Origin of the sequence: Brevibacterium sp. CBA3109 (assembly GCF_040256645.1) — a bacterium.
In the GTDB taxonomy this organism is placed as follows: Bacteria; Actinomycetota; Actinomycetes; order Actinomycetales; family Brevibacteriaceae; genus Brevibacterium; species Brevibacterium koreense.
Map to the genome: position 1 here is coordinate 118822 of NZ_CP158281.1, position 16221 is coordinate 135042.

The window sequence follows — 16221 nt, forward strand, 5'->3', positions numbered from 1 at the left end:
ATGCGGGAGCCTGGTGAACAAGGAAGGAACCGTATGGAATTGCTGCGTTTGGGCCCCATCGGCCACGAGATCCCGGTCGTGCGTGACAACGACGTCTACTACGATCTGCGCCCCCTGACCACCGACATCACCCCAGAGTTCTTTGCCGACGACGGCATCGGACGAGTCCGCACCGCACTGGACGAAGGCAGCCTCGTGCCCCTCGAAGGAGCGGAGGATCTGCGCATCGGAGCGCCGGTTGCTCGCCCCTCGGCAGTGGTGTGCGTGGGCATGAACTACGCGGCGCATGCTCGAGAAGCTGGCGCAGAGCCGCCCGCGGCTCCCGTCGTCTTCTTCAAGATGCCATCGACGATCGCCGGCCCCTACGATGCGCTCGAGTTGCCGCCCTACGCTACGAAGGCCGACTGGGAGGTCGAGCTGGGACTGGTCATCGGCAGCCGAGCCTTCAGAGTCGCCTCGGCGGAGGACGCATACTCACATGTGGCCGGGTACATGCTGGCCAACGACCTGTCCGAACGCAGGTTCCAGATCGAGGAGTCCGGCGGACAGTGGTCGAAGGGGAAGAACCTCCCCGGCTTCACGCCTCTGGGTCCGTGGATCAGGCCCGCCGCCGAGGTGGATCCCGGATCCCTGCGACTGCGCAGTTGGGTCAATGGCGATGTGCGCCAGGATTCGTCGACGCGTGACCTGATCTTCGATGTCGGGCAGATCATCTATCTGCTCAGCCAGACGATGCCCTTCGAGCCCGGGGACGTGATCCTCACAGGAACGCCGCAGGGCGTGGCAATGTCGGGGAAGTTCCCATACTTGGCTGCCGATGATGTCGTCGAGATGGAGATCGAGAGCCTCGGTCGACACCGCCAGGCCGTGACCGTCACACAGTGACGGCAGCGTAATACCGCCGAGGTGGTTGCGGGCTCAAGATCGAGTCACAGAGTCAGAGTCGAGTCACAGAAGTGGGGCGGTACTCCCGATCGGGAGTACCGCCCCACTTCGATTACTGCGTAAAGTTGTGGGAATCAGCGCTGCTGGTCGAAGCCGCCCTGTTCCTGGCCACCCTGGGACTGCTGTCCGCCCTGGTTGCCTTCGTTTCCGCCGCCGAAGCCGCCGCCCTGCTCGGACTGCTGGCCGCCGCGCTCGTTGTCGCCGCCGCCGAATCCGCCGGACTCCTGGCCGCTGGACTGCTGGCCACCTTCGTTGCGGTCTTCTCCGCCACCGAAGCCGCCGCCCTGCTCGGACTGCTGGCCGCCGCGCTGCTGATCGTTGTCGTTGCCGCCGCCGAAGCCGCCCTGGTCACCGCTCTGCTGCTGGTTACCCTGCTGCTGGCCGCCCTGCTGTTCCTGGCCGCCACCGAAGCCGCCACCCTGCTGCTCCTGGTCGCCGCCGCCGAAGTTCTCGTTGTCCTGTCCAAAGTTTTCCGACATGTTTTGCTCCTTGGTTGATGACATACGGCCGCGTCCTGCGGCTTGGTTGCCAGTCTTAGACATCAACAGTCTTGATACAAGGGGAAGCAAGGAAAGTTGCGTGAAATTGGCTCAAGTCTTAGAGGCTGTTCATTTCCTGCCGATCTTCACAGCAAGCTCGGAGAAAACAGTCGCGGTGAATGACGTTTCAACAAGATAGGCTCACCACCGCTCGCCTGCGGCTGCCTCGCACTCCTCTGCATGACAACCACTCTCGAGGACTCCCGGGACGGTGAAATGTCGCCGTTGATTGTGCTGACCTGGCACTATTGCAGAAAGACAGAAACCGGCACCGGCCGGCAGCCAGACCCGAGCCCGATCGACGAACAGGAGCATCGACATGACAGCACGTCGTCTTCCACTCAGCGGTGTGCGAGTCCTCGAACTCGGCAACTACATCGCGGCACCCACCACCGGGCGCATGCTTGCCGACTTCGGCGCGGAGGTCATCAAGATCGAACGCCCCGAGAGCGGCGACGAACTCCGCAACTGGCGCCTCAAGCAGGGCACCACCTCGATGCTCTATCGCACCATCAACCGCAATAAGAAGTCCGTTGTCCTCGACCTCCGCTCGGAGGAAGGCAAAGCCTCGGCCCTCGAACTCGTGCGCCGCAGCGATATCGTGCTGGAGAACTTCCGTCCCGGAACCATTGAGAAATGGGGGCTCGGGCCCGAGGTCCTCGAAGAGGCCAATCCCGACATCATCCTGGTTCGCATCTCCGCCTTCGGTCAGACCGGTCCCATGTCCGAACGTCCCGGTTTCGCCGCCGTCGCCGAAGGCTACTCCGGCTTCCGCGAGCTCGTCGGTGACCCCGACCGGCCCCCGGTGCGCGTGGGCATATCGATCGGCGACTCCATCGCCGGCATGCAGGCCGCCTTCGGTGCCGTGATGATGCTCTTCGATCGTCAGCGCCAGAAGATCGCCGGTGCCGCCGAGGCTGTCGTCGGCTCGGATCACAGCTTCGAAGGCCGGGGTTCCCTGGCCGATCGCACGGTCGACGTCGCACTGAACGAAGCCATGTTCTCCGTCATGGAGTCCCTCGTCCCCGACTACTCCGCCTTCGGTGAGACGCGCACGCGCACCGGCGGTCGGATGGAGGGCATCGCCCCCTCGAACGGCTACCTCTGCGCCGGCGGAAAGTCCGTGGTCATCGCCGGCAACGGCGACGGAATCTACAAACGCCTCATGGACGCCGTCGACCGCCCGGACCTGGGTGAAGACCCCGATCTGCAGACCAATGCCGGACGGTGGGAGCGACGAGAGGAACTCGACGAGGCCATCGGTGCCTGGTGTGCCAAGCGCGATGTCGCCGAGGTGGTCGAGACTCTGGAGGCCGCCGGCGTTCCAGCCGGGCCGATCTACACCGCCGAAGACCTCGTGGCCGATGAGCAGCTGGCCGCGCGCGGCATGATCCAGCACCTCGACGTCTCGACCGGCGAAGAGATGCTCAGCGATGTCGCCTTCCCGGGAATCACCCCGGTCATCGGCGGCTCATCGATCCCGATCGACCACCTCGGCCCGGATCTGGGCGAACACACCGACGAAGTGCTCGAACAACTCGGCGGGAAACTGCCCGAACGCGACTGAACAATCACGACAGTCCACTGAGCAATTGCGACAGTCTTGGGCGACGCCTCAGCCCAGGACCAAGCACGGTCTTCTGAACTGCCGAGACCAGAAGTCCCATTAAACGGGAGTGACGGTCTTCACTTCACGTTCGCTTCTCACATAGCGAACAAATCGCGACCGCGCTCACCACTGGGAACCCGCGAAGAGCTATGTTGTTTGCAGGCGGCAGCACGCAAGGGAGCGTGAGGCCGATCTCTTCCCGCTGTCCGGGAAAGAAGCAGGTCAACGAAGGAGCTCCCACCATGGTTCGGCCCACATCGGTCACGATTCTCGACACAACGCTGCGCGACGGTCTCCAGATCGAAGACGCCATCGTTCCCACCGACGCCAAGGTCGCACTCGGCGAGCAGCTCATCGCCGCAGGTCTCAAGGAGATCGAGGTCGGATCGTTCGTCAATCCGAAGAAGGTCCCACAGATGGCCGATACCGGGGAGGTCCTGCAGCGTCTCCAGTCCCACGAGGCCGAAGGCGTCGACTTCTTCACTCTCGTCTTCAACCTCAAGGGTGCCCAGCGAGCCGTCGATGCCGGGGCGAAGAACATCAAACTCGTCCTCTCCGCCTCCGAAGGTCACTCGCAGGCGAACTCCGACGCCCCGATCGCCCAGGCCACGCAACGACTCCTCGAGGCCGCTGACTTCGCCAAAGACAACGGGGTTCGCTTCGACATCGCCACCGCGGTCAGCTTCATCTGCCCCCTCGACGGCATCACCGATGCCGACCACCTCGTCGAGGTCCTGCGTCCCTTCGTCGATGCAGGAGCACACGGGGTCGGGGTCGCCGACACCATCGGAAACGCCAACCCATCGCTGGTGGCCAGGAACACCTCGGCGGTCATCGAAGCCTTCCCGGGCAATCCGGTCAACCTGCACCTGCACGACACCTACAACTTCGGAATGGCCAACGTCATCGCCGCACTCGACCTCGGAATCTCGAACTTCGACGCGGCCATGGGCGGCCTCGGCGGCTGCCCCTTCGCCCCGGGCGCAGCCGGCAACATCGGCACCGATGACCTCGTCCACCTCCTGCACCGCGAAGGCGTGAACACCGGAGTCGACGTCGAGGCACTCTCGGTAATCCGGGAGCCTCTGACCTCTGCAGTAGGCCACGAGCTGACGTCGAGCCTCTCCTCGATCCCCGCCGTCCCGGCGGCCTACCATGCTTGAGCAGGGCGAATCCTCGACCGTCGGCGCGGAGGAACTGCCGCTGGCGGGCATCCGCGTCATCGAGTTCTCCCACATGGTCATGGGGCCCAGCTGCGGGATGATCCTCGCCGACCTGGGCGCCGAGGTGATCAAGGTCGAACCGCGCGGAGCCGGGGACAAAACCCGCTACCTGCCCGGCTCAGGATCCGGGCTGTTCCCCGCCTTCAACCGCAACAAACAGTCCGTGCAGCTCGACATCGCCGAGGCGGCCGACCGTGACGTCGCCCTGTCCCTCATCGATTCCGCCGATGTTCTCCTCGAGAACTTCCGAGTCGGGAAGATGGAATCCATGGGCTACGGCTACGAGGAGCTCGCGCAGCGCGATCCGCGCCTCATCTACTGCTCCCTCAAGGGATTCCTGTCCGGACCCTACGGCCAGCGCACCGCCCTCGACGAGGTCGTGCAGATGCTCGGCGGCCTGGCGTACATGACCGGCCCACCCGGACAGCCGCTGCGCGCCGGAGCCAGCGTCAACGACATCATGGGCGGCATGTTCGGCGTTATCGGCGTGCTCTCTGCACTGCGTGTGCGCGAACGCACCGGTGAGGGGCAGGTCATCAACTCCGCCCTGTTCGAGAACAACGCCTTCCTCGTCGGCACGCACATGGCACAGGCCCAGATCAGCGGGGAACCGCTGCGTCCGATGCCCACTCGCCGGGCCACCTGGGCCGTCTACGACATCTTCCGCGACAAGCACGATGACCAGATCTTCGTCGCCGCCGTCAGCGACGGGCAATGGCATGATCTCTGCGACGAGTTCGATCTGAGCCAGCTTGCCGGCGATCCCGAGCTCGAGACGAACCAGGGACGTGTCGACCAGCGTGATCGCATCCACCGCGAACTGCAGGCGGCATTGTCCCGACTCGACCTCGCCGAGATCGAGGAGAAGTGCACCCGCCGCGGGCTGCCGGTCGCCCCGGTCAACACCCCGGCCGACCTCACCACCGACGCCCACCTCGTTGCCTCGGGGGCACTGGCCAGCACCGGCCTGCCCAGCGGCGACCAGGTCGACGTGCCGCTGCTGCCGCTGACCTTCGGCGGTCGTCGACTCGGACTGCGCAGCGATGTGCCCACACCCGGTGAGCACAACAACCGCTACCGCGACGGACCAGCCGACACCTCGGCGACGGACTCCGGCTCCGGGCAGACAGCGAAGACTGACCCATTCGCCACGGACACCGATGTCGAAGAGTCGAAGACGCAGTCTCAGTAACACCACTGGCAGTTCCAGCAGCACAGGCAGTCCCAGCAGCACCACAGTCATCCACCACAGCAGATATCAGTTGCATTCGAAGGAGAAGCAATGCGGTCAACGGTGATCACAGGACAAGGACGGGCCACCTCGGCGAGGCAGAAGGGGAAGGCATTGAAACCGGCCATCAAGGTCGGTGCGGTGCTCGCAACACTGGCGCTCGTAGCCACGGGATGCGGCAACAAGGCTCAGCCTCCGGGGGAGGGCAGCGACTACCCGAAGGGCCCGGTCACGGTCAACGTCCCATCGGAACCCGGCTCCGGTTGGGACACCACCGCGCGTGCCCTCGTCGAAGCCCTGCAGAAGGAGGAGATCGTCTCCACCCCGCTGCCGGTCCAGAACAAGCCCGGCGGCACGGGCTGCATGTGGATGACGTCGATGATGCAGCAGGAGAAGGGCAAGGACGACCAGATCGCGATCACCTCGCTGGCCAGCCAGACGATGAAGGCTCGCGGACTCTGCGAATTCGGTCCTGCGGACACCACCCTCATCGCCACCATGTACGTCGAGGACTTCATGGTCGTCACCCCCGATAAGGGCGACATCAAATCGGTCGAAGACCTGGTCAAGGCGCTGAAGAAGGACCCGCAGAAGGTCACTGTGGCCGCCTCCGGCGATGACACTCTGCCCTTCGCCCTGTTCGCCAAGGAAGCCGGAGTTGACCCGGCCGACATCAACTTCGTCAACTACGAAGGCGGCGGCGAGCAGACCACAGCGATGCTCAACGGTGATGCGAAGGTCGCCATCGCCGGCCTGAGCGAATTCCGCTCCGTACTGGAATCCGGTGACATCAAACCGCTCGTGACCTTCGCAAAGGAACCGCTGCAGGCCCCCTACGACTCGGTCCCCACCGCCGCGGATGCCGGCTACGACGTGACCCTGGGCAACTGGCGCGGAGTCTACGGACCGGCCGAAATGCCACAGGAGGCCGTCGACTACTGGGCCAAGACACTCGAAGAGGTCAGCGAGACGAATACCTGGAAGGACACCCTGAAGAAGAACCAGTGGGCTCCCGAGTTCCTCACCGGCGACGAGGCCAAGAAGTACGCCGAAGACGCTGCAGCCACCGTTGAGGAGGGCGTCAAAGAGACCGATCTGGGCAACAGCAAATGAGAACGCTGACTCCGGCGCTGAGAGGTGATGTCATCACCGGCATCGCCGTCACTCTCGTCGGCGCGGTCTACTACATCGCGACGTTCTGGATCCAGGAGACGAAGAACATCGTCACCCCGCGGACCTTCCCCGCGATCGTGGGCATCGCGCTCATCGTGCTCGGCCTCTTCCTCATCGGTCAGGCCGTGTACCGGAGCCGGAAACTCGCCGAGGTGGTCCCCGCTGGGGCCGCCTCGGCGGGCGGCGGTGCCAGTGGTGAGGCGTCCGACGATGTGGTGGGTGGCGTTGTGGGGGACGAGCCCGCGGGGGTCGTCCTCGAGGCTCCCGAGGAGCCGAAGTCGAAGCAGGTCGTGGCCCAGTTCGCACTCTTCTTCGTCTATCTTGCGATCCTCATCCCGGTCGGCTTCCTGCTCTCCACGGCAGCGTTCCTGATGACGATGACCAGCATCTATGCCCCACACAGGTGGGTGCGCAACCTCATCTTCTCGGTGCTCTTCTCCCTCGTCGTCTACATCGCCTTCGTCTATGGGCTGGCCGTGTATCTGCCCGTCGGAATCCTGGGCTAGGGGGCGGGCATGGACACACTCATCGATCTGGGCGGCGGCTTCGCCTCGGCGCTCGAACCACTGAGCCTGGCGTTCGCGCTCCTCGGCGTGCTGCTGGGCACCGTCGTCGGCGTGCTGCCGGGAATCGGGCCGATCTCTGCCATCGCGATCCTCATCCCCGTCTCCTTCGGGATGGAGCCGGTGCACGGGCTGATCCTGCTCTGCGGCATCTACTACGGTTCCATGTACGGCGGGTCGATCACCGCCACACTCATCAAAACTCCAGGTGAGGTCGCCAGTGCGGTGACCGCCATCGAGGGCTATGCGATGGCTCGCCGAGGTCGGGGCAAGGCGGCGCTCGCGACCGCCGCAATCGGGTCCTTCCTTGCCGGCACTTTGGCGATCATCGGACTGACGTTCCTCTCGCCTGTGCTGGTGAAACTCGCGAACGTCTTCGGTGCCACCGAGTACTTCCTGCTCATGGCCACGGCCCTGTTGCTGGCTTCGACGATGTCGTCTGGCTCCCGGGCCAAGGCACTCATCTCGATCTTCATCGGTCTGGCCGTGGGCCTCATCGGACTCGACTTTCAGACGGGCCTGCCCAGGCAGACCTTCGGCATGAGCCTGCTCTCCGACGGCGTCGACTTCACGATCTTCGCCATGGCCCTCTTCGCCATTCCCGAGGCGATCCGCAACCTCGCGTTGGGACGTGGAGCGAAGGAGGAGATCCAGAGCTTCGGCGAGGACAAGTGGATGACGAAACAGGACTGGCAGCGCTCGGCCATGCCCTGGGCGCGCGGTTCGGTGCTCGGCTTCATCATCGGCATCCTGCCTGGAGTCGGACCATCCCTGGCCTCGTTCATGTCCTACATCATGGAGAAGCGGATCTCGAAGCGGAAGGACGAGTTCGGCCATGGTGCCATCGAAGGCGTCGCCGGGCCCGAAGCCGCGAACAATGCTGGTGTGGGAGGAGCCATGATTCCGCTCTTCAGCCTCGGCATCCCGGGATCGGCGACCACGGCGCTGCTGCTCTTCGTCTTCACGATGTATGGCCTCCAGCCGGGCCCGCTGATCTTCCGCGACGACTCGGGGCTGATCTGGACGATCATCGCCAGCATGTACATCGGCAACGTCGCCCTGATCATCCTCAACCTGCCGTTGGTCGGGGTCTTCGTGAAGCTGCTGAAGATGCCGAAGGAGATCCTCTTCTCCTCGATTCTCGTACTCGTCGTCATCGGCGCCTACGCGATCGAGTTCAGCCTCTTCGGTCTGATGATGCTCGGCATCTTCGGCGTCATCGGCTACCTGATGGAGAAGGGCGGTATCCCGCTGGCACCGTCCATCCTGGCTTTGGTCCTAGTCCCGCTGCTGGAAGACAACTTCCGCCGCATGCTCCAGATCTCGGGCGGATCGTTCATGCCGCTGCTGACCAGGCCCGTGTCATTGTCGATCATTCTGCTGATGGTCCTGGGCATCGTCGGGCCCATCATCTTCCGCTGGTGGGTGCGCAGACGTGCCCTGCTGGCCGATGTGAGCGTTGCATGAAAGTGAACACCATGACTGACACGGCTGGCTTGACTGGCACGACCGACACCTCTGGAGTGGCTGGCGTCTCTGGCACCTCCGATGGCTCTGCCGCCTCGGCGAAGGAGATCGGTGTCATCGACCGCAGTGCCGCGATCCTCACGGCACTGCAGGACACTCCGTTGACGGCCGCCGAGGTGTGCCGTCGGCTGGGGTACTCCAAGTCAACGACCTACCGGCTGCTGGCAGATCTGCGCACCCACCGGTTCATCGTCCGCGACAGCAACGGGCTGCTGCGGCTCGGGCCATTCCCCGGACGGCGCAGCATCGCGACAACGAACTCGGTGCTCGAACACCTGCGGACGCTGACCTGCGAATCCGTGCAGCTCTGGGTCAGAGTCGGCGAGGACCGGGTGTGCGTGCGCAACGTCGAGGCCGACCATGAGCTCCGGGTCTCCCGCAGTGTCGGCACCGTCCTCCCGCTCGTCGACGGCGGCTCTGCTGCACTGGCGCTGTGCGGGCCGGGCAACCCACAGGAATTCTACGCAACGAAACAGGCACGGGTGAAGGGAACCGCCTCGGCGAGTGTGGCCTTCACCGTCGGGGGAGCCATCCTCTCACTGTGCGTGTCCTACCCGCTGACCCGGGAACCGGACAACGTGGCCGGTGTCTATAGGACGCTGTTGGGCCAGGCCGCCGTCGAGCTCAAAGCGCTGCTCGAGGACAGCGAGGAACTCTCTGTGCTCAAAGACATCGCACGGTTGGCCTTGGGGGCGAAGAAGAAACCGTAGTGCGGCTGGCAGGAGCTGAGCGTGGCGCGGATGAACCGCTGTGTCTCGTCGGTCTGGCCTGACTCTGTGCGGGTACTCGATAAGCTGTTGCCTGCACACGGTCAATCACCGGGTGTTGCTACGACCGTTTGAAATCGCCAAGCACACGTCCCGGTTCATCAAGCAACACCTGGGCTGGACCCATACCAGGTAACGCGATCCCAAAGCCGCCGACCGGTGGACCCTGCTGATCATCATCGCTTACACCCAACTCCGGTTAGCCAGACCCCTGGCCGCAGACAGCAGGTCGTCCTGGCAAAAGCCACTCCCTACCCACGAGCTGACCCCAGTACGCGTTCGTTCGGGCTATCGCCGTGTCTATCGGACACTGGCCCGTCCCGCCGACCCGCCACAAATCTCGAGACCCGGACCGGGGCGACCGCTAGGCGCTCCGAATAGGCGCAAAGTACCTATCCAAATGGCAGGCAAAGCCGGCTTGCAGGTTAAACAGCAAGCTAAGTCAAGTGCGAGAAATCCCCATCTCCTTGAGAGGCGGTGATATTTCGTGCTTGAGCGACGAAATCTACCTCGTACGTGGGATGTGCGATTGCTGGCTACGTGCGACGCTTGAGGATCAACAACTCTCAGAGTGAAAGGCGCCCAAATGAATATTGTCGCAAGGTCGTTCAGCACCCCGTTCGTGATCATGTGTACACTGGCGCTCCTCGCAACATTGGCTGTAACACCTGCTTCGGCAGGTGAAGATGACATCGTTGATCAAGCAGGCGTAAAAGAGCTACATGACGCGCTGCAAGACGCCAGGGATCACGGAGACCCGATTGACGGAGACATTTCAGAAGAGGCACTGATTAAAGAGATTGAAAGCCAAGAGTCTGGTCTGAAAGTGCAGGGTGGTGACGGTTGCTCTACGCCGAAAGCCAGCAAAGCACTGACAAAAAAATACGATAATATTTTCCTCTCTGTTTGCAACAAGCATGATGCATGCTATGCGCCGTATTCAAACACTAACCGGAAGGACTGTGACAATCAGTTCGGAAAAGATATGAATACGATCTGTATGAAGACGCCGATTGGAGAACAGAGCCAGTGTCTTCGAATGGCGACTATCTACAAGGCCGGAGTTCGTGCTGGAGGAAAGAGCAGCTACAAAGGAAAAGGGAAAAATAATTGATTCCTGAATCGAGAGTTGGACGAATCGCATACTTTTTAGTCGCGGCGTTTTGCCTACTTCTTCTCGCGTTCTGCATCTTTGTATGGTTCTGGGCTGGGACGGTCGAGGACGGATGGGTGAGCGCATATGCGACCGTGATAATAGTTTGGCTGGTCTGCGTGCCGGTTGCCTTCGTACCTCTAGGCTGGTCGCTGGGACTGTTGATCGCCCGAAGGGTCGAAAAGAAGAAGTCCCAGCAAAGGCAAACTCGTCCACATAACGTCCCCCGCAACTTGTAGACACGTGCTCTGCCTCACACAGCCTGCGTAGGCACTTCCTCTTCACTGAACAGGTCGGTCAGTGATCGTCCTTGCTGAACTTCACCGGTCACCTGATCCAACGCAGAATGCAACCGCCGAGGGTTATACATCTCTTCGCTCCACCGACCTAGCTCGCGTCGAACAGCCGTCCTGCTCGCGCACATCCGACGGTCATGGAACTCCGTCTTCAACGTCGACCAGAACGACTCCGACATCGTGGTGCGCTCCGATGGTGCGCTCCGACGACGACGGATGCGCAGCTGACGAAACTCATCGAATCACAAGGCAGGCACGGAGATCGCTGGCACATCGGCGGAGTGAAGCTCTTCATGGACGGGACAGTCGAAGGTGGGCCCGCCTGGCTCGAGGCTCCTGATGCAAAAGGAGAATCGACGACCTCGACTTGGGGCACCGTCGGCGACTACGCCGCACGTGTGGGCGAACTCAACGCCGGTGGAGTGCTGGTGCTGGGCTCCGACTATCCGGTGGCCCCATTCGCAGCCCTGCCGATCATGGCGGACGCCCAGTTGCGCCATCCCGTCGAGGACGCCGAAACCCCACCGGTGCTGCCAGAGCAGGGGCTGAGCCCCGCCGAGGCTCTGGCCGGGTACACGACTGAACCGTTCGCTGCGATCGGTGAGGAGGGCGGATTCATTGCCGTTGGAGAACCGGCGACGTTCACGGTTCTCGACGTCGACCCCTTAGCGGTCGCACCCGAGGAGCTGAGACTGGGCCGGGTGCGACTGACTGTCTCCGACGGGATCATCACCTATCGCAGGGACTGAGTGGGAGCAGGTTCGGTGGATCTGCTCCCACTCACCGACAGCGATGCAGGTCAGTTGACGTCGAGTTCGCCCATCTCGTCCCAGCCCTCACCGTCAATCTGGCGAGAGATGATCTTCGGAGTGGACACGAGGGCACTGTTCATCGGTCCGCCGTCTGCGGTCGCCTTCTGGAAGTGGTCGGACTTCACGTGCGCTTCGGCAGCGTCGTCATCGAAGGCTTCGACGAGCACGTACTCATTGGGATCGTCGAGGCTGCGTGACCAGTCGAACCATTTGTTTCCCGGCTCGGCTCGCGTCGCCTCGGTGAACTCCTTGGTGATCTGCGGCCATTCCTCGGCCTTCTCGGGCTTGACCTGGAACTTGACGACGATGAAAATCATTTGGATCCTTTCGTAACTGATTGGGTTGGCGGGGTCTTCGCCAACTCTGGTGCTGGTGTAGGCGCGGTGTGTCTCAGGAGAACTGCATGCCGCCGTCGACGAGCATGGTCTGGCCAGTGATGTAGTCCGAGTCCTCGCTGGATAGGAACGACACGAGGTTCGCGACATCCTCGGGAACCGATACTCGTCCGAGAAGGATGTCTCCCGCGTACTTCTTGATTGCTTCCCCTTTGGCCAGTCCCTCCTGTTCTCCGAGCTTCTCATCGATGAGGTCCCACATCGAGGTTCCCACAATGCCGGGACCGTAGGCGTTGACGGTGATCCCGTGTTTCGCCCATTCCATCGCGGCACCCTGCGTCAGTCCGCGCACAGCCCATTTGGTGGCCGAATAGGGTGAGAGCAGTGCGAACGGGCGGAAGGCGACGATCGATGCGGCGCCGATGATCTTTCCGCCGTTGCCCTGTTCGATCATCTGCTTGGCAGCGGCCTGGTAGGACAGGAACACGCCGGTGATATTGACGTTGAGGATCTTCTCGAAATCCTCTTTCGAGTAGTCGATGAGGGGTTCGACCTGAGCGATGCCGGCATTGGCCACGAAGACGTCGAGCTTTCCGCCCACCTCGACGGCGGTGGCCACGAGTGCTTCCACCGAGGCCTGATCGGTGACGTCGACCTCGGCTCCGGTGGCCTTGCCGCCGGCGGCTTCGATGGTCGCTGCCGTCTCCTGTACTCCCTCCTGCATTGTGGGAAGGTCGGCCACGATGACGTGGTGTCCATCGGCGCCGAGGCGCTGTGCGATGCCCTGTCCGATTCCTCGTGCTGATCCAGTGACGACAGCGACGCTGGTGGTCGTGCTCATGGTTGTGCTCCTTCGTGTCTCGTCGTTGAGTAAGCACGATCATTTTGTGCACGAGCGAGTCCTGGAGAATATGGTCCTTCTCATGTGGCGAGAAACTTAGGTCGCCGAGGTGGGGAGTCGGCTTCTCAGCGGGCACCGCCGCGCAGATATCGCGAGCACAATCCCGCGTGCTCACGCAGTGCGGTGTCGAATGTCTTCGCGCGTCCCGTCGCCTTGCTCGAAGGAGTGCTGATCGCGATGGCTCCGATCTGCATGCCTGTGCCGTTGTGGACGGGCACCGCGGCGCAGGTCTGGCGCGGCAGGAACTCGTCGTGTTCCCAGGCGATGCCGCGTGTGGCCACCTCGTTGAGATGGGTGTCGAGCAGGTCCCTGCGTACGATCGTGTGCGGCGTGAGCACGGGCATCCCGCGAGCATCGAGATACGCGGTGCGCTGCGTCTCCGGCATGGCCGAGAGCAGGATCTTGCCGAAGGCGGTGGCATGTGCAGCCTCGTTGAAGCCGAAGCGAAGCGGGCGGAGGCGGGGATGCTTCTCGCAGTCGGAAGAGTAGGTCAGCAGGACGTCCGACCCCCGGTAGATCGCAAAATAGGCAGCCGTGCCCAAGCTGCGATGCAGCTCATCGGTGATCTGACGAATGGGCTGAGGAGCTATGAGGCGCTGCTGGAATGACAGTCCGAGTTCAAAGCACTTCGGTCCGAGTTCGAAGCTCTTGTCTTCCTTCAGGTAGACGAGGTAGCTGCAGTCTTCGAGTTCGTGGAGCAGGCGATAGACGGTGGGCAGAGGGATCTCGAGACGGTCGGCCACGGCCTTCGCTGAGACACTGCCCGAGGAGGACACCGCCTCGAGCACGGAGAAGACTCGGTTGATGACGGTGCTGTTCGACATTCGTGCTCCCATGTTTATCGTCTCGTGAGAATAAGGATAGTGCCCGGTGGTCCAGATCACATAGGTTGCTTATGACCGGTTCGGCAATGGTGCCCGGAACCCCCGGGGCATCAGCAGAGGAGCAAAGGAGCACCCACATGGCATTCCCCGCCAAATTTCCGTCGCTGAACGCGATGGAGATGACCGATGAGGCCCGACAGACTCTTGTCAGAGTGCTGCGCGTGGCATTTCCACACGAGAATTTTCCCGATGGCCCGTACGAACGCACTGCCGACAAGATCCTTGTCGAAGCCGACGCCGAGACCTGGTTTCGAGTCGCACTCATCCAAGGACTGCAGTCACTTGACCAGCTCTCCGACAAGAGCTTCTGCTCACTGGATGACGATGAAGCACTGCGGGTGCTGCGCCGCGTCGAAGGCACGGAGTTCTTCGGATTCGTCCGCCGCACCGCAGCGCTTGGTCTCTACGACGATGAAGAGGTGTGGGAGATCCTGGGCTACCAAGGACCGTCGTTCGACCAGGGCGGCTACGTCAATCGAGGCTTCAATGATCTCGACTGGTTGCCCGAACCGCGCATCCTCTATCCGGAGGGAGAAGAGCTGCCGGAGCTGGGTCCCGGCGCTCACGTGGGACCGCAGATCGTCAATGCGGCCGACACATCGACGAATCAGCCCAGCGCTGAGCAGGCAGAAATGGGCGAGGTGGAGAAATGATGGCAGCGAAACCAGCGTCCGGTGGCAGTGTCACCGGCTACAGCATCGACCAGAACGACGAGGCGGTCGTCATCATCGGGTCAGGCGCCGGAGGTGGCACACTCGCGTATGAGCTGACGGCCAAGGGAATCCCCGTCGTCGTCCTCGAAGCAGGTCCCCATCTGGGACATGACGATTACGTCAACAACGAATGGGAAGCGTTCAACCAGATGGCCTGGCTGGATCCGCGGACGACGACCGGATCGTGGCGAATCGCGCAGGACTTCCCCAACCTGCCGGCATGGATCGTCAAAGCCGTCGGAGGCACGACGACCCACTGGTCCGGAGCCACCCCGCGTTTCAAGAATCATGAGTTCCGTGCCCGCAGCGCCTACGGACGTATCGAGGGTGCGAACCTCCTCGACTGGCCGATCACCCTCGAAGAGATGGCTCCGTACTACGACCGGGCAGAGAAGTCGATGGGGTCGACTCACGTCCACGGTCGACCACCGCTGCCGGCGAACAACAACTACAAGGTCTTCGCCAACGGTGCGAAAGAGGTCGGGTACCGCTACTACGCCACTGGCCCCTATGCCACCAATGCCGAGGAATACGACGGCCGTCCCGCTTCGATCCAGGATGGCTTCAACTTCCAGGGAGACAAGAACAAGTCGAAATGGTCGACCCTGGTCAGGGAGATCCCACGAGCAGCGGAGACGGGCCTGCTCGATCTCCGCCCCGATTCTCAGGCTGTCCAGATCACCCATGATTCAGAAGGAAAAGCCGACGCGGTCCTCTACCTCGACGGGGACGGCAATCTGCAGCGGCAGGCCGCCAAACTGGTGTGCGTGGCCGGCAACTCGATCGAAACGCCCAGGCTGCTGCTCCTCTCGGGCACGCCGAGCTTCCCCGACGGGCTCGCGAACTCCTCGGGCCAGGTGGGACGCAACTATATGCGCCACCTCACCGGGACAGTGTGGGGCCACTTCGACAAGCCCGTTCGCATGTACCGCGGCGAGACTATGGCAGGCGTCATCGCCGACGAGTCGATCCACGATCCCGACCGAGGATTCGCAGGCGGCTACTACATGGAGACGATCTCACTGGGCCCGGCCTTCATGTCGGCATTCGTCGAACCCGGCGCCTGGGGCCCTGACTTCGCCGCACTCATGGACCGCTACCTCAACACGGCGGGCATGTGGATCGTCGGAGAGGACCTGCCGCAGGAATCCAACCAGATCACACTGAACACCACGGTCAAGGACCAGCACGGTCTTCCTGTACCGAACGTCCACTACGACGATCACGCGAATGACCTGGCGATGCGCGAACACGGCTACGCCGCAGGTGAGAGCGTCTATAAGGCGGTCGGTGCCCAGACCTCTCATCGGACACCGCCATATCCGTCGACGCACAATCTGGGCACTGCGAGAATGAGCGAACGGCCTGAGGACGGCGTGGTCGACAAATGGGGTCGCACCCATGATGTGAAGAACCTCTTCATCTCCGACGGCTCGGTCTTCACCTCAAGCGCGGCCGCCAATCCGACTCTGACCATCGTCGCACTGGCGATCCGGCAGGCGGAATACATCGCCGAACAGCTGCGCACTCAGCAGCTTTAGGAAGGAACC

Annotated in this window: 17 protein-coding genes; 13 read left to right on the forward strand and 4 right to left on the reverse strand. The window is 62.6% G+C overall.

All coding sequences use genetic code 11. The annotated features are described in order from the left end of the window. The first annotated feature begins 33 nt into the window (after window positions 1–33). The 10 genes from AAFP32_RS00555 (at window position 34) to AAFP32_RS00600 (ending at window position 10691) form a co-directional block, all read left to right on the forward strand. Window positions 34–885: a fumarylacetoacetate hydrolase family protein gene (locus tag AAFP32_RS00555; RefSeq protein ID WP_069599224.1), complete on the forward strand. Its 852-nt coding sequence runs from the start codon at window positions 34–36 to the stop codon at window positions 883–885. A gap of 125 nt (window positions 886–1010) precedes the next feature. Further along, window positions 1011–1442, forward strand: a complete 432-nt coding sequence (locus AAFP32_RS00560) for a hypothetical protein (protein ID WP_350270166.1) — start codon at window positions 1011–1013, stop codon at window positions 1440–1442. A 361-nt stretch (window positions 1443–1803) separates the two neighbouring features. Continuing rightward, window positions 1804–3051: a CaiB/BaiF CoA transferase family protein gene (locus AAFP32_RS00565; RefSeq protein ID WP_096145757.1), complete on the forward strand. Its 1248-nt coding sequence runs from the start codon at window positions 1804–1806 to the stop codon at window positions 3049–3051. Window positions 3052–3335: 284 nt separating this feature from the next. Continuing rightward, window positions 3336–4256, forward strand: coding sequence for a hydroxymethylglutaryl-CoA lyase (locus AAFP32_RS00570; RefSeq protein WP_350270167.1), 921 nt, complete (start codon window positions 3336–3338; stop codon window positions 4254–4256). After that, window positions 4249–5508: a CoA transferase gene (locus tag AAFP32_RS00575; protein WP_350270168.1), complete on the forward strand. Its 1260-nt coding sequence runs from the start codon at window positions 4249–4251 to the stop codon at window positions 5506–5508. The genes AAFP32_RS00570 and AAFP32_RS00575 overlap by 8 nt, the downstream gene beginning before the upstream one ends. Before the next feature lie 90 nt (window positions 5509–5598). Beyond that, the gene (locus tag AAFP32_RS00580; protein ID WP_350270169.1) at window positions 5599–6660 is read left to right on the forward strand and encodes a Bug family tripartite tricarboxylate transporter substrate binding protein; all 1062 of its coding nucleotides are present in this window, start codon (window positions 5599–5601) and stop codon (window positions 6658–6660) included. Then, complete coding sequence (locus AAFP32_RS00585; protein WP_350270170.1) at window positions 6657–7226, forward strand: tripartite tricarboxylate transporter TctB family protein; 570 nt, start codon at window positions 6657–6659, stop codon at window positions 7224–7226. Before AAFP32_RS00580 ends, AAFP32_RS00585 begins: the two co-directional genes overlap by 4 nt. A gap of 9 nt (window positions 7227–7235) precedes the next feature. Then, window positions 7236–8750, forward strand: a complete 1515-nt coding sequence (locus AAFP32_RS00590) for a tripartite tricarboxylate transporter permease (protein WP_350270171.1) — start codon at window positions 7236–7238, stop codon at window positions 8748–8750. Between the two features lie 11 nt (window positions 8751–8761). Continuing rightward, a complete protein-coding gene (locus AAFP32_RS00595) occupies window positions 8762–9520 on the forward strand; it encodes a helix-turn-helix domain-containing protein (RefSeq protein WP_350270172.1) in 759 nt (252 codons plus the stop codon). 643 nt (window positions 9521–10163) lie between these two features. Continuing rightward, complete coding sequence (locus AAFP32_RS00600) at window positions 10164–10691, forward strand: phospholipase A2 (RefSeq protein WP_350270173.1); 528 nt, start codon at window positions 10164–10166, stop codon at window positions 10689–10691. 292 nt (window positions 10692–10983) lie between these two features. On the opposite strand, the gene AAFP32_RS00605 is transcribed toward AAFP32_RS00600, so the two are convergent. Further along, a complete protein-coding gene (locus AAFP32_RS00605; RefSeq protein ID WP_350270174.1) occupies window positions 10984–11205 on the reverse strand; it encodes an integrase core domain-containing protein in 222 nt (73 codons plus the stop codon). Between AAFP32_RS00605 and AAFP32_RS00610 the strand changes: the two genes are divergently transcribed. After that, complete coding sequence (locus AAFP32_RS00610; protein ID WP_350270175.1) at window positions 11164–11775, forward strand: amidohydrolase family protein; 612 nt, start codon at window positions 11164–11166, stop codon at window positions 11773–11775. The genes AAFP32_RS00605 and AAFP32_RS00610 overlap by 42 nt on opposite strands. 50 nt (window positions 11776–11825) lie before the next feature. Here AAFP32_RS00610 and AAFP32_RS00615 read toward each other — a convergent pair whose 3' ends face one another. The 3 genes from AAFP32_RS00615 to AAFP32_RS00625 all read right to left on the reverse strand — a co-directional run bounded on the left by AAFP32_RS00615 (window position 11826) and on the right by AAFP32_RS00625 (window position 13898). Beyond that, window positions 11826–12155, reverse strand: coding sequence for a putative quinol monooxygenase (locus tag AAFP32_RS00615; RefSeq protein WP_350270176.1), 330 nt, complete (start codon window positions 12153–12155; stop codon window positions 11826–11828). A 73-nt stretch (window positions 12156–12228) separates the two neighbouring features. After that, a complete protein-coding gene (locus tag AAFP32_RS00620; RefSeq protein ID WP_350270177.1) occupies window positions 12229–13014 on the reverse strand; it encodes an acetoin reductase in 786 nt (261 codons plus the stop codon). Window positions 13015–13139: 125 nt separating this feature from the next. Next, complete coding sequence (locus AAFP32_RS00625) at window positions 13140–13898, reverse strand: IclR family transcriptional regulator (RefSeq protein WP_350270178.1); 759 nt, start codon at window positions 13896–13898, stop codon at window positions 13140–13142. A 137-nt stretch (window positions 13899–14035) separates the two neighbouring features. On the opposite strand from AAFP32_RS00625, the gene AAFP32_RS00630 reads away from it, so the two are divergent. Continuing rightward, the gene (locus AAFP32_RS00630) at window positions 14036–14611 is read left to right on the forward strand and encodes a hypothetical protein (protein WP_350270179.1); all 576 of its coding nucleotides are present in this window, start codon (window positions 14036–14038) and stop codon (window positions 14609–14611) included. Further along, window positions 14611–16212: a GMC family oxidoreductase gene (locus tag AAFP32_RS00635; RefSeq protein WP_350271515.1), complete on the forward strand. Its 1602-nt coding sequence runs from the start codon at window positions 14611–14613 to the stop codon at window positions 16210–16212. The genes AAFP32_RS00630 and AAFP32_RS00635 overlap by 1 nt, the downstream gene beginning before the upstream one ends. The last annotated feature ends 9 nt before the right edge of the window (window positions 16213–16221 follow it).

Bases quoted from the DNA above. Each gene is read 5' to 3' on its own strand.
- AAFP32_RS00570 (WP_350270167.1), top strand. From the start codon at position 3,336: ATGGTTCGGCCCACATCGGTCACGATTCTCGACACAACGCTGCGCGAC.
- AAFP32_RS00605 (WP_350270174.1), bottom strand. From the start codon at position 11,205: ATGTCGGAGTCGTTCTGGTCGACGTTGAAGACGGAGTTCCATGACCGT.
- AAFP32_RS00580 (WP_350270169.1), top strand. From the start codon at position 5,599: ATGCGGTCAACGGTGATCACAGGACAAGGACGGGCCACCTCGGCGAGG.
- AAFP32_RS00630 (WP_350270179.1), top strand. From the start codon at position 14,036: ATGGCATTCCCCGCCAAATTTCCGTCGCTGAACGCGATGGAGATGACC.
- AAFP32_RS00585 (WP_350270170.1), top strand. From the start codon at position 6,657: ATGAGAACGCTGACTCCGGCGCTGAGAGGTGATGTCATCACCGGCATC.
- AAFP32_RS00625 (WP_350270178.1), bottom strand. From the start codon at position 13,898: ATGTCGAACAGCACCGTCATCAACCGAGTCTTCTCCGTGCTCGAGGCG.
- AAFP32_RS00565 (WP_096145757.1), top strand. From the start codon at position 1,804: ATGACAGCACGTCGTCTTCCACTCAGCGGTGTGCGAGTCCTCGAACTC.
- AAFP32_RS00620 (WP_350270177.1), bottom strand. From the start codon at position 13,014: ATGAGCACGACCACCAGCGTCGCTGTCGTCACTGGATCAGCACGAGGA.
- AAFP32_RS00635 (WP_350271515.1), top strand. From the start codon at position 14,611: ATGGCAGCGAAACCAGCGTCCGGTGGCAGTGTCACCGGCTACAGCATC.
- AAFP32_RS00600 (WP_350270173.1), top strand. From the start codon at position 10,164: ATGAATATTGTCGCAAGGTCGTTCAGCACCCCGTTCGTGATCATGTGT.
- AAFP32_RS00555 (WP_069599224.1), top strand. From the start codon at position 34: ATGGAATTGCTGCGTTTGGGCCCCATCGGCCACGAGATCCCGGTCGTG.
- AAFP32_RS00615 (WP_350270176.1), bottom strand. From the start codon at position 12,155: ATGATTTTCATCGTCGTCAAGTTCCAGGTCAAGCCCGAGAAGGCCGAG.
- AAFP32_RS00610 (WP_350270175.1), top strand. From the start codon at position 11,164: ATGGAACTCCGTCTTCAACGTCGACCAGAACGACTCCGACATCGTGGT.
- AAFP32_RS00595 (WP_350270172.1), top strand. From the start codon at position 8,762: ATGACTGACACGGCTGGCTTGACTGGCACGACCGACACCTCTGGAGTG.
- AAFP32_RS00575 (WP_350270168.1), top strand. From the start codon at position 4,249: ATGCTTGAGCAGGGCGAATCCTCGACCGTCGGCGCGGAGGAACTGCCG.
- AAFP32_RS00590 (WP_350270171.1), top strand. From the start codon at position 7,236: ATGGACACACTCATCGATCTGGGCGGCGGCTTCGCCTCGGCGCTCGAA.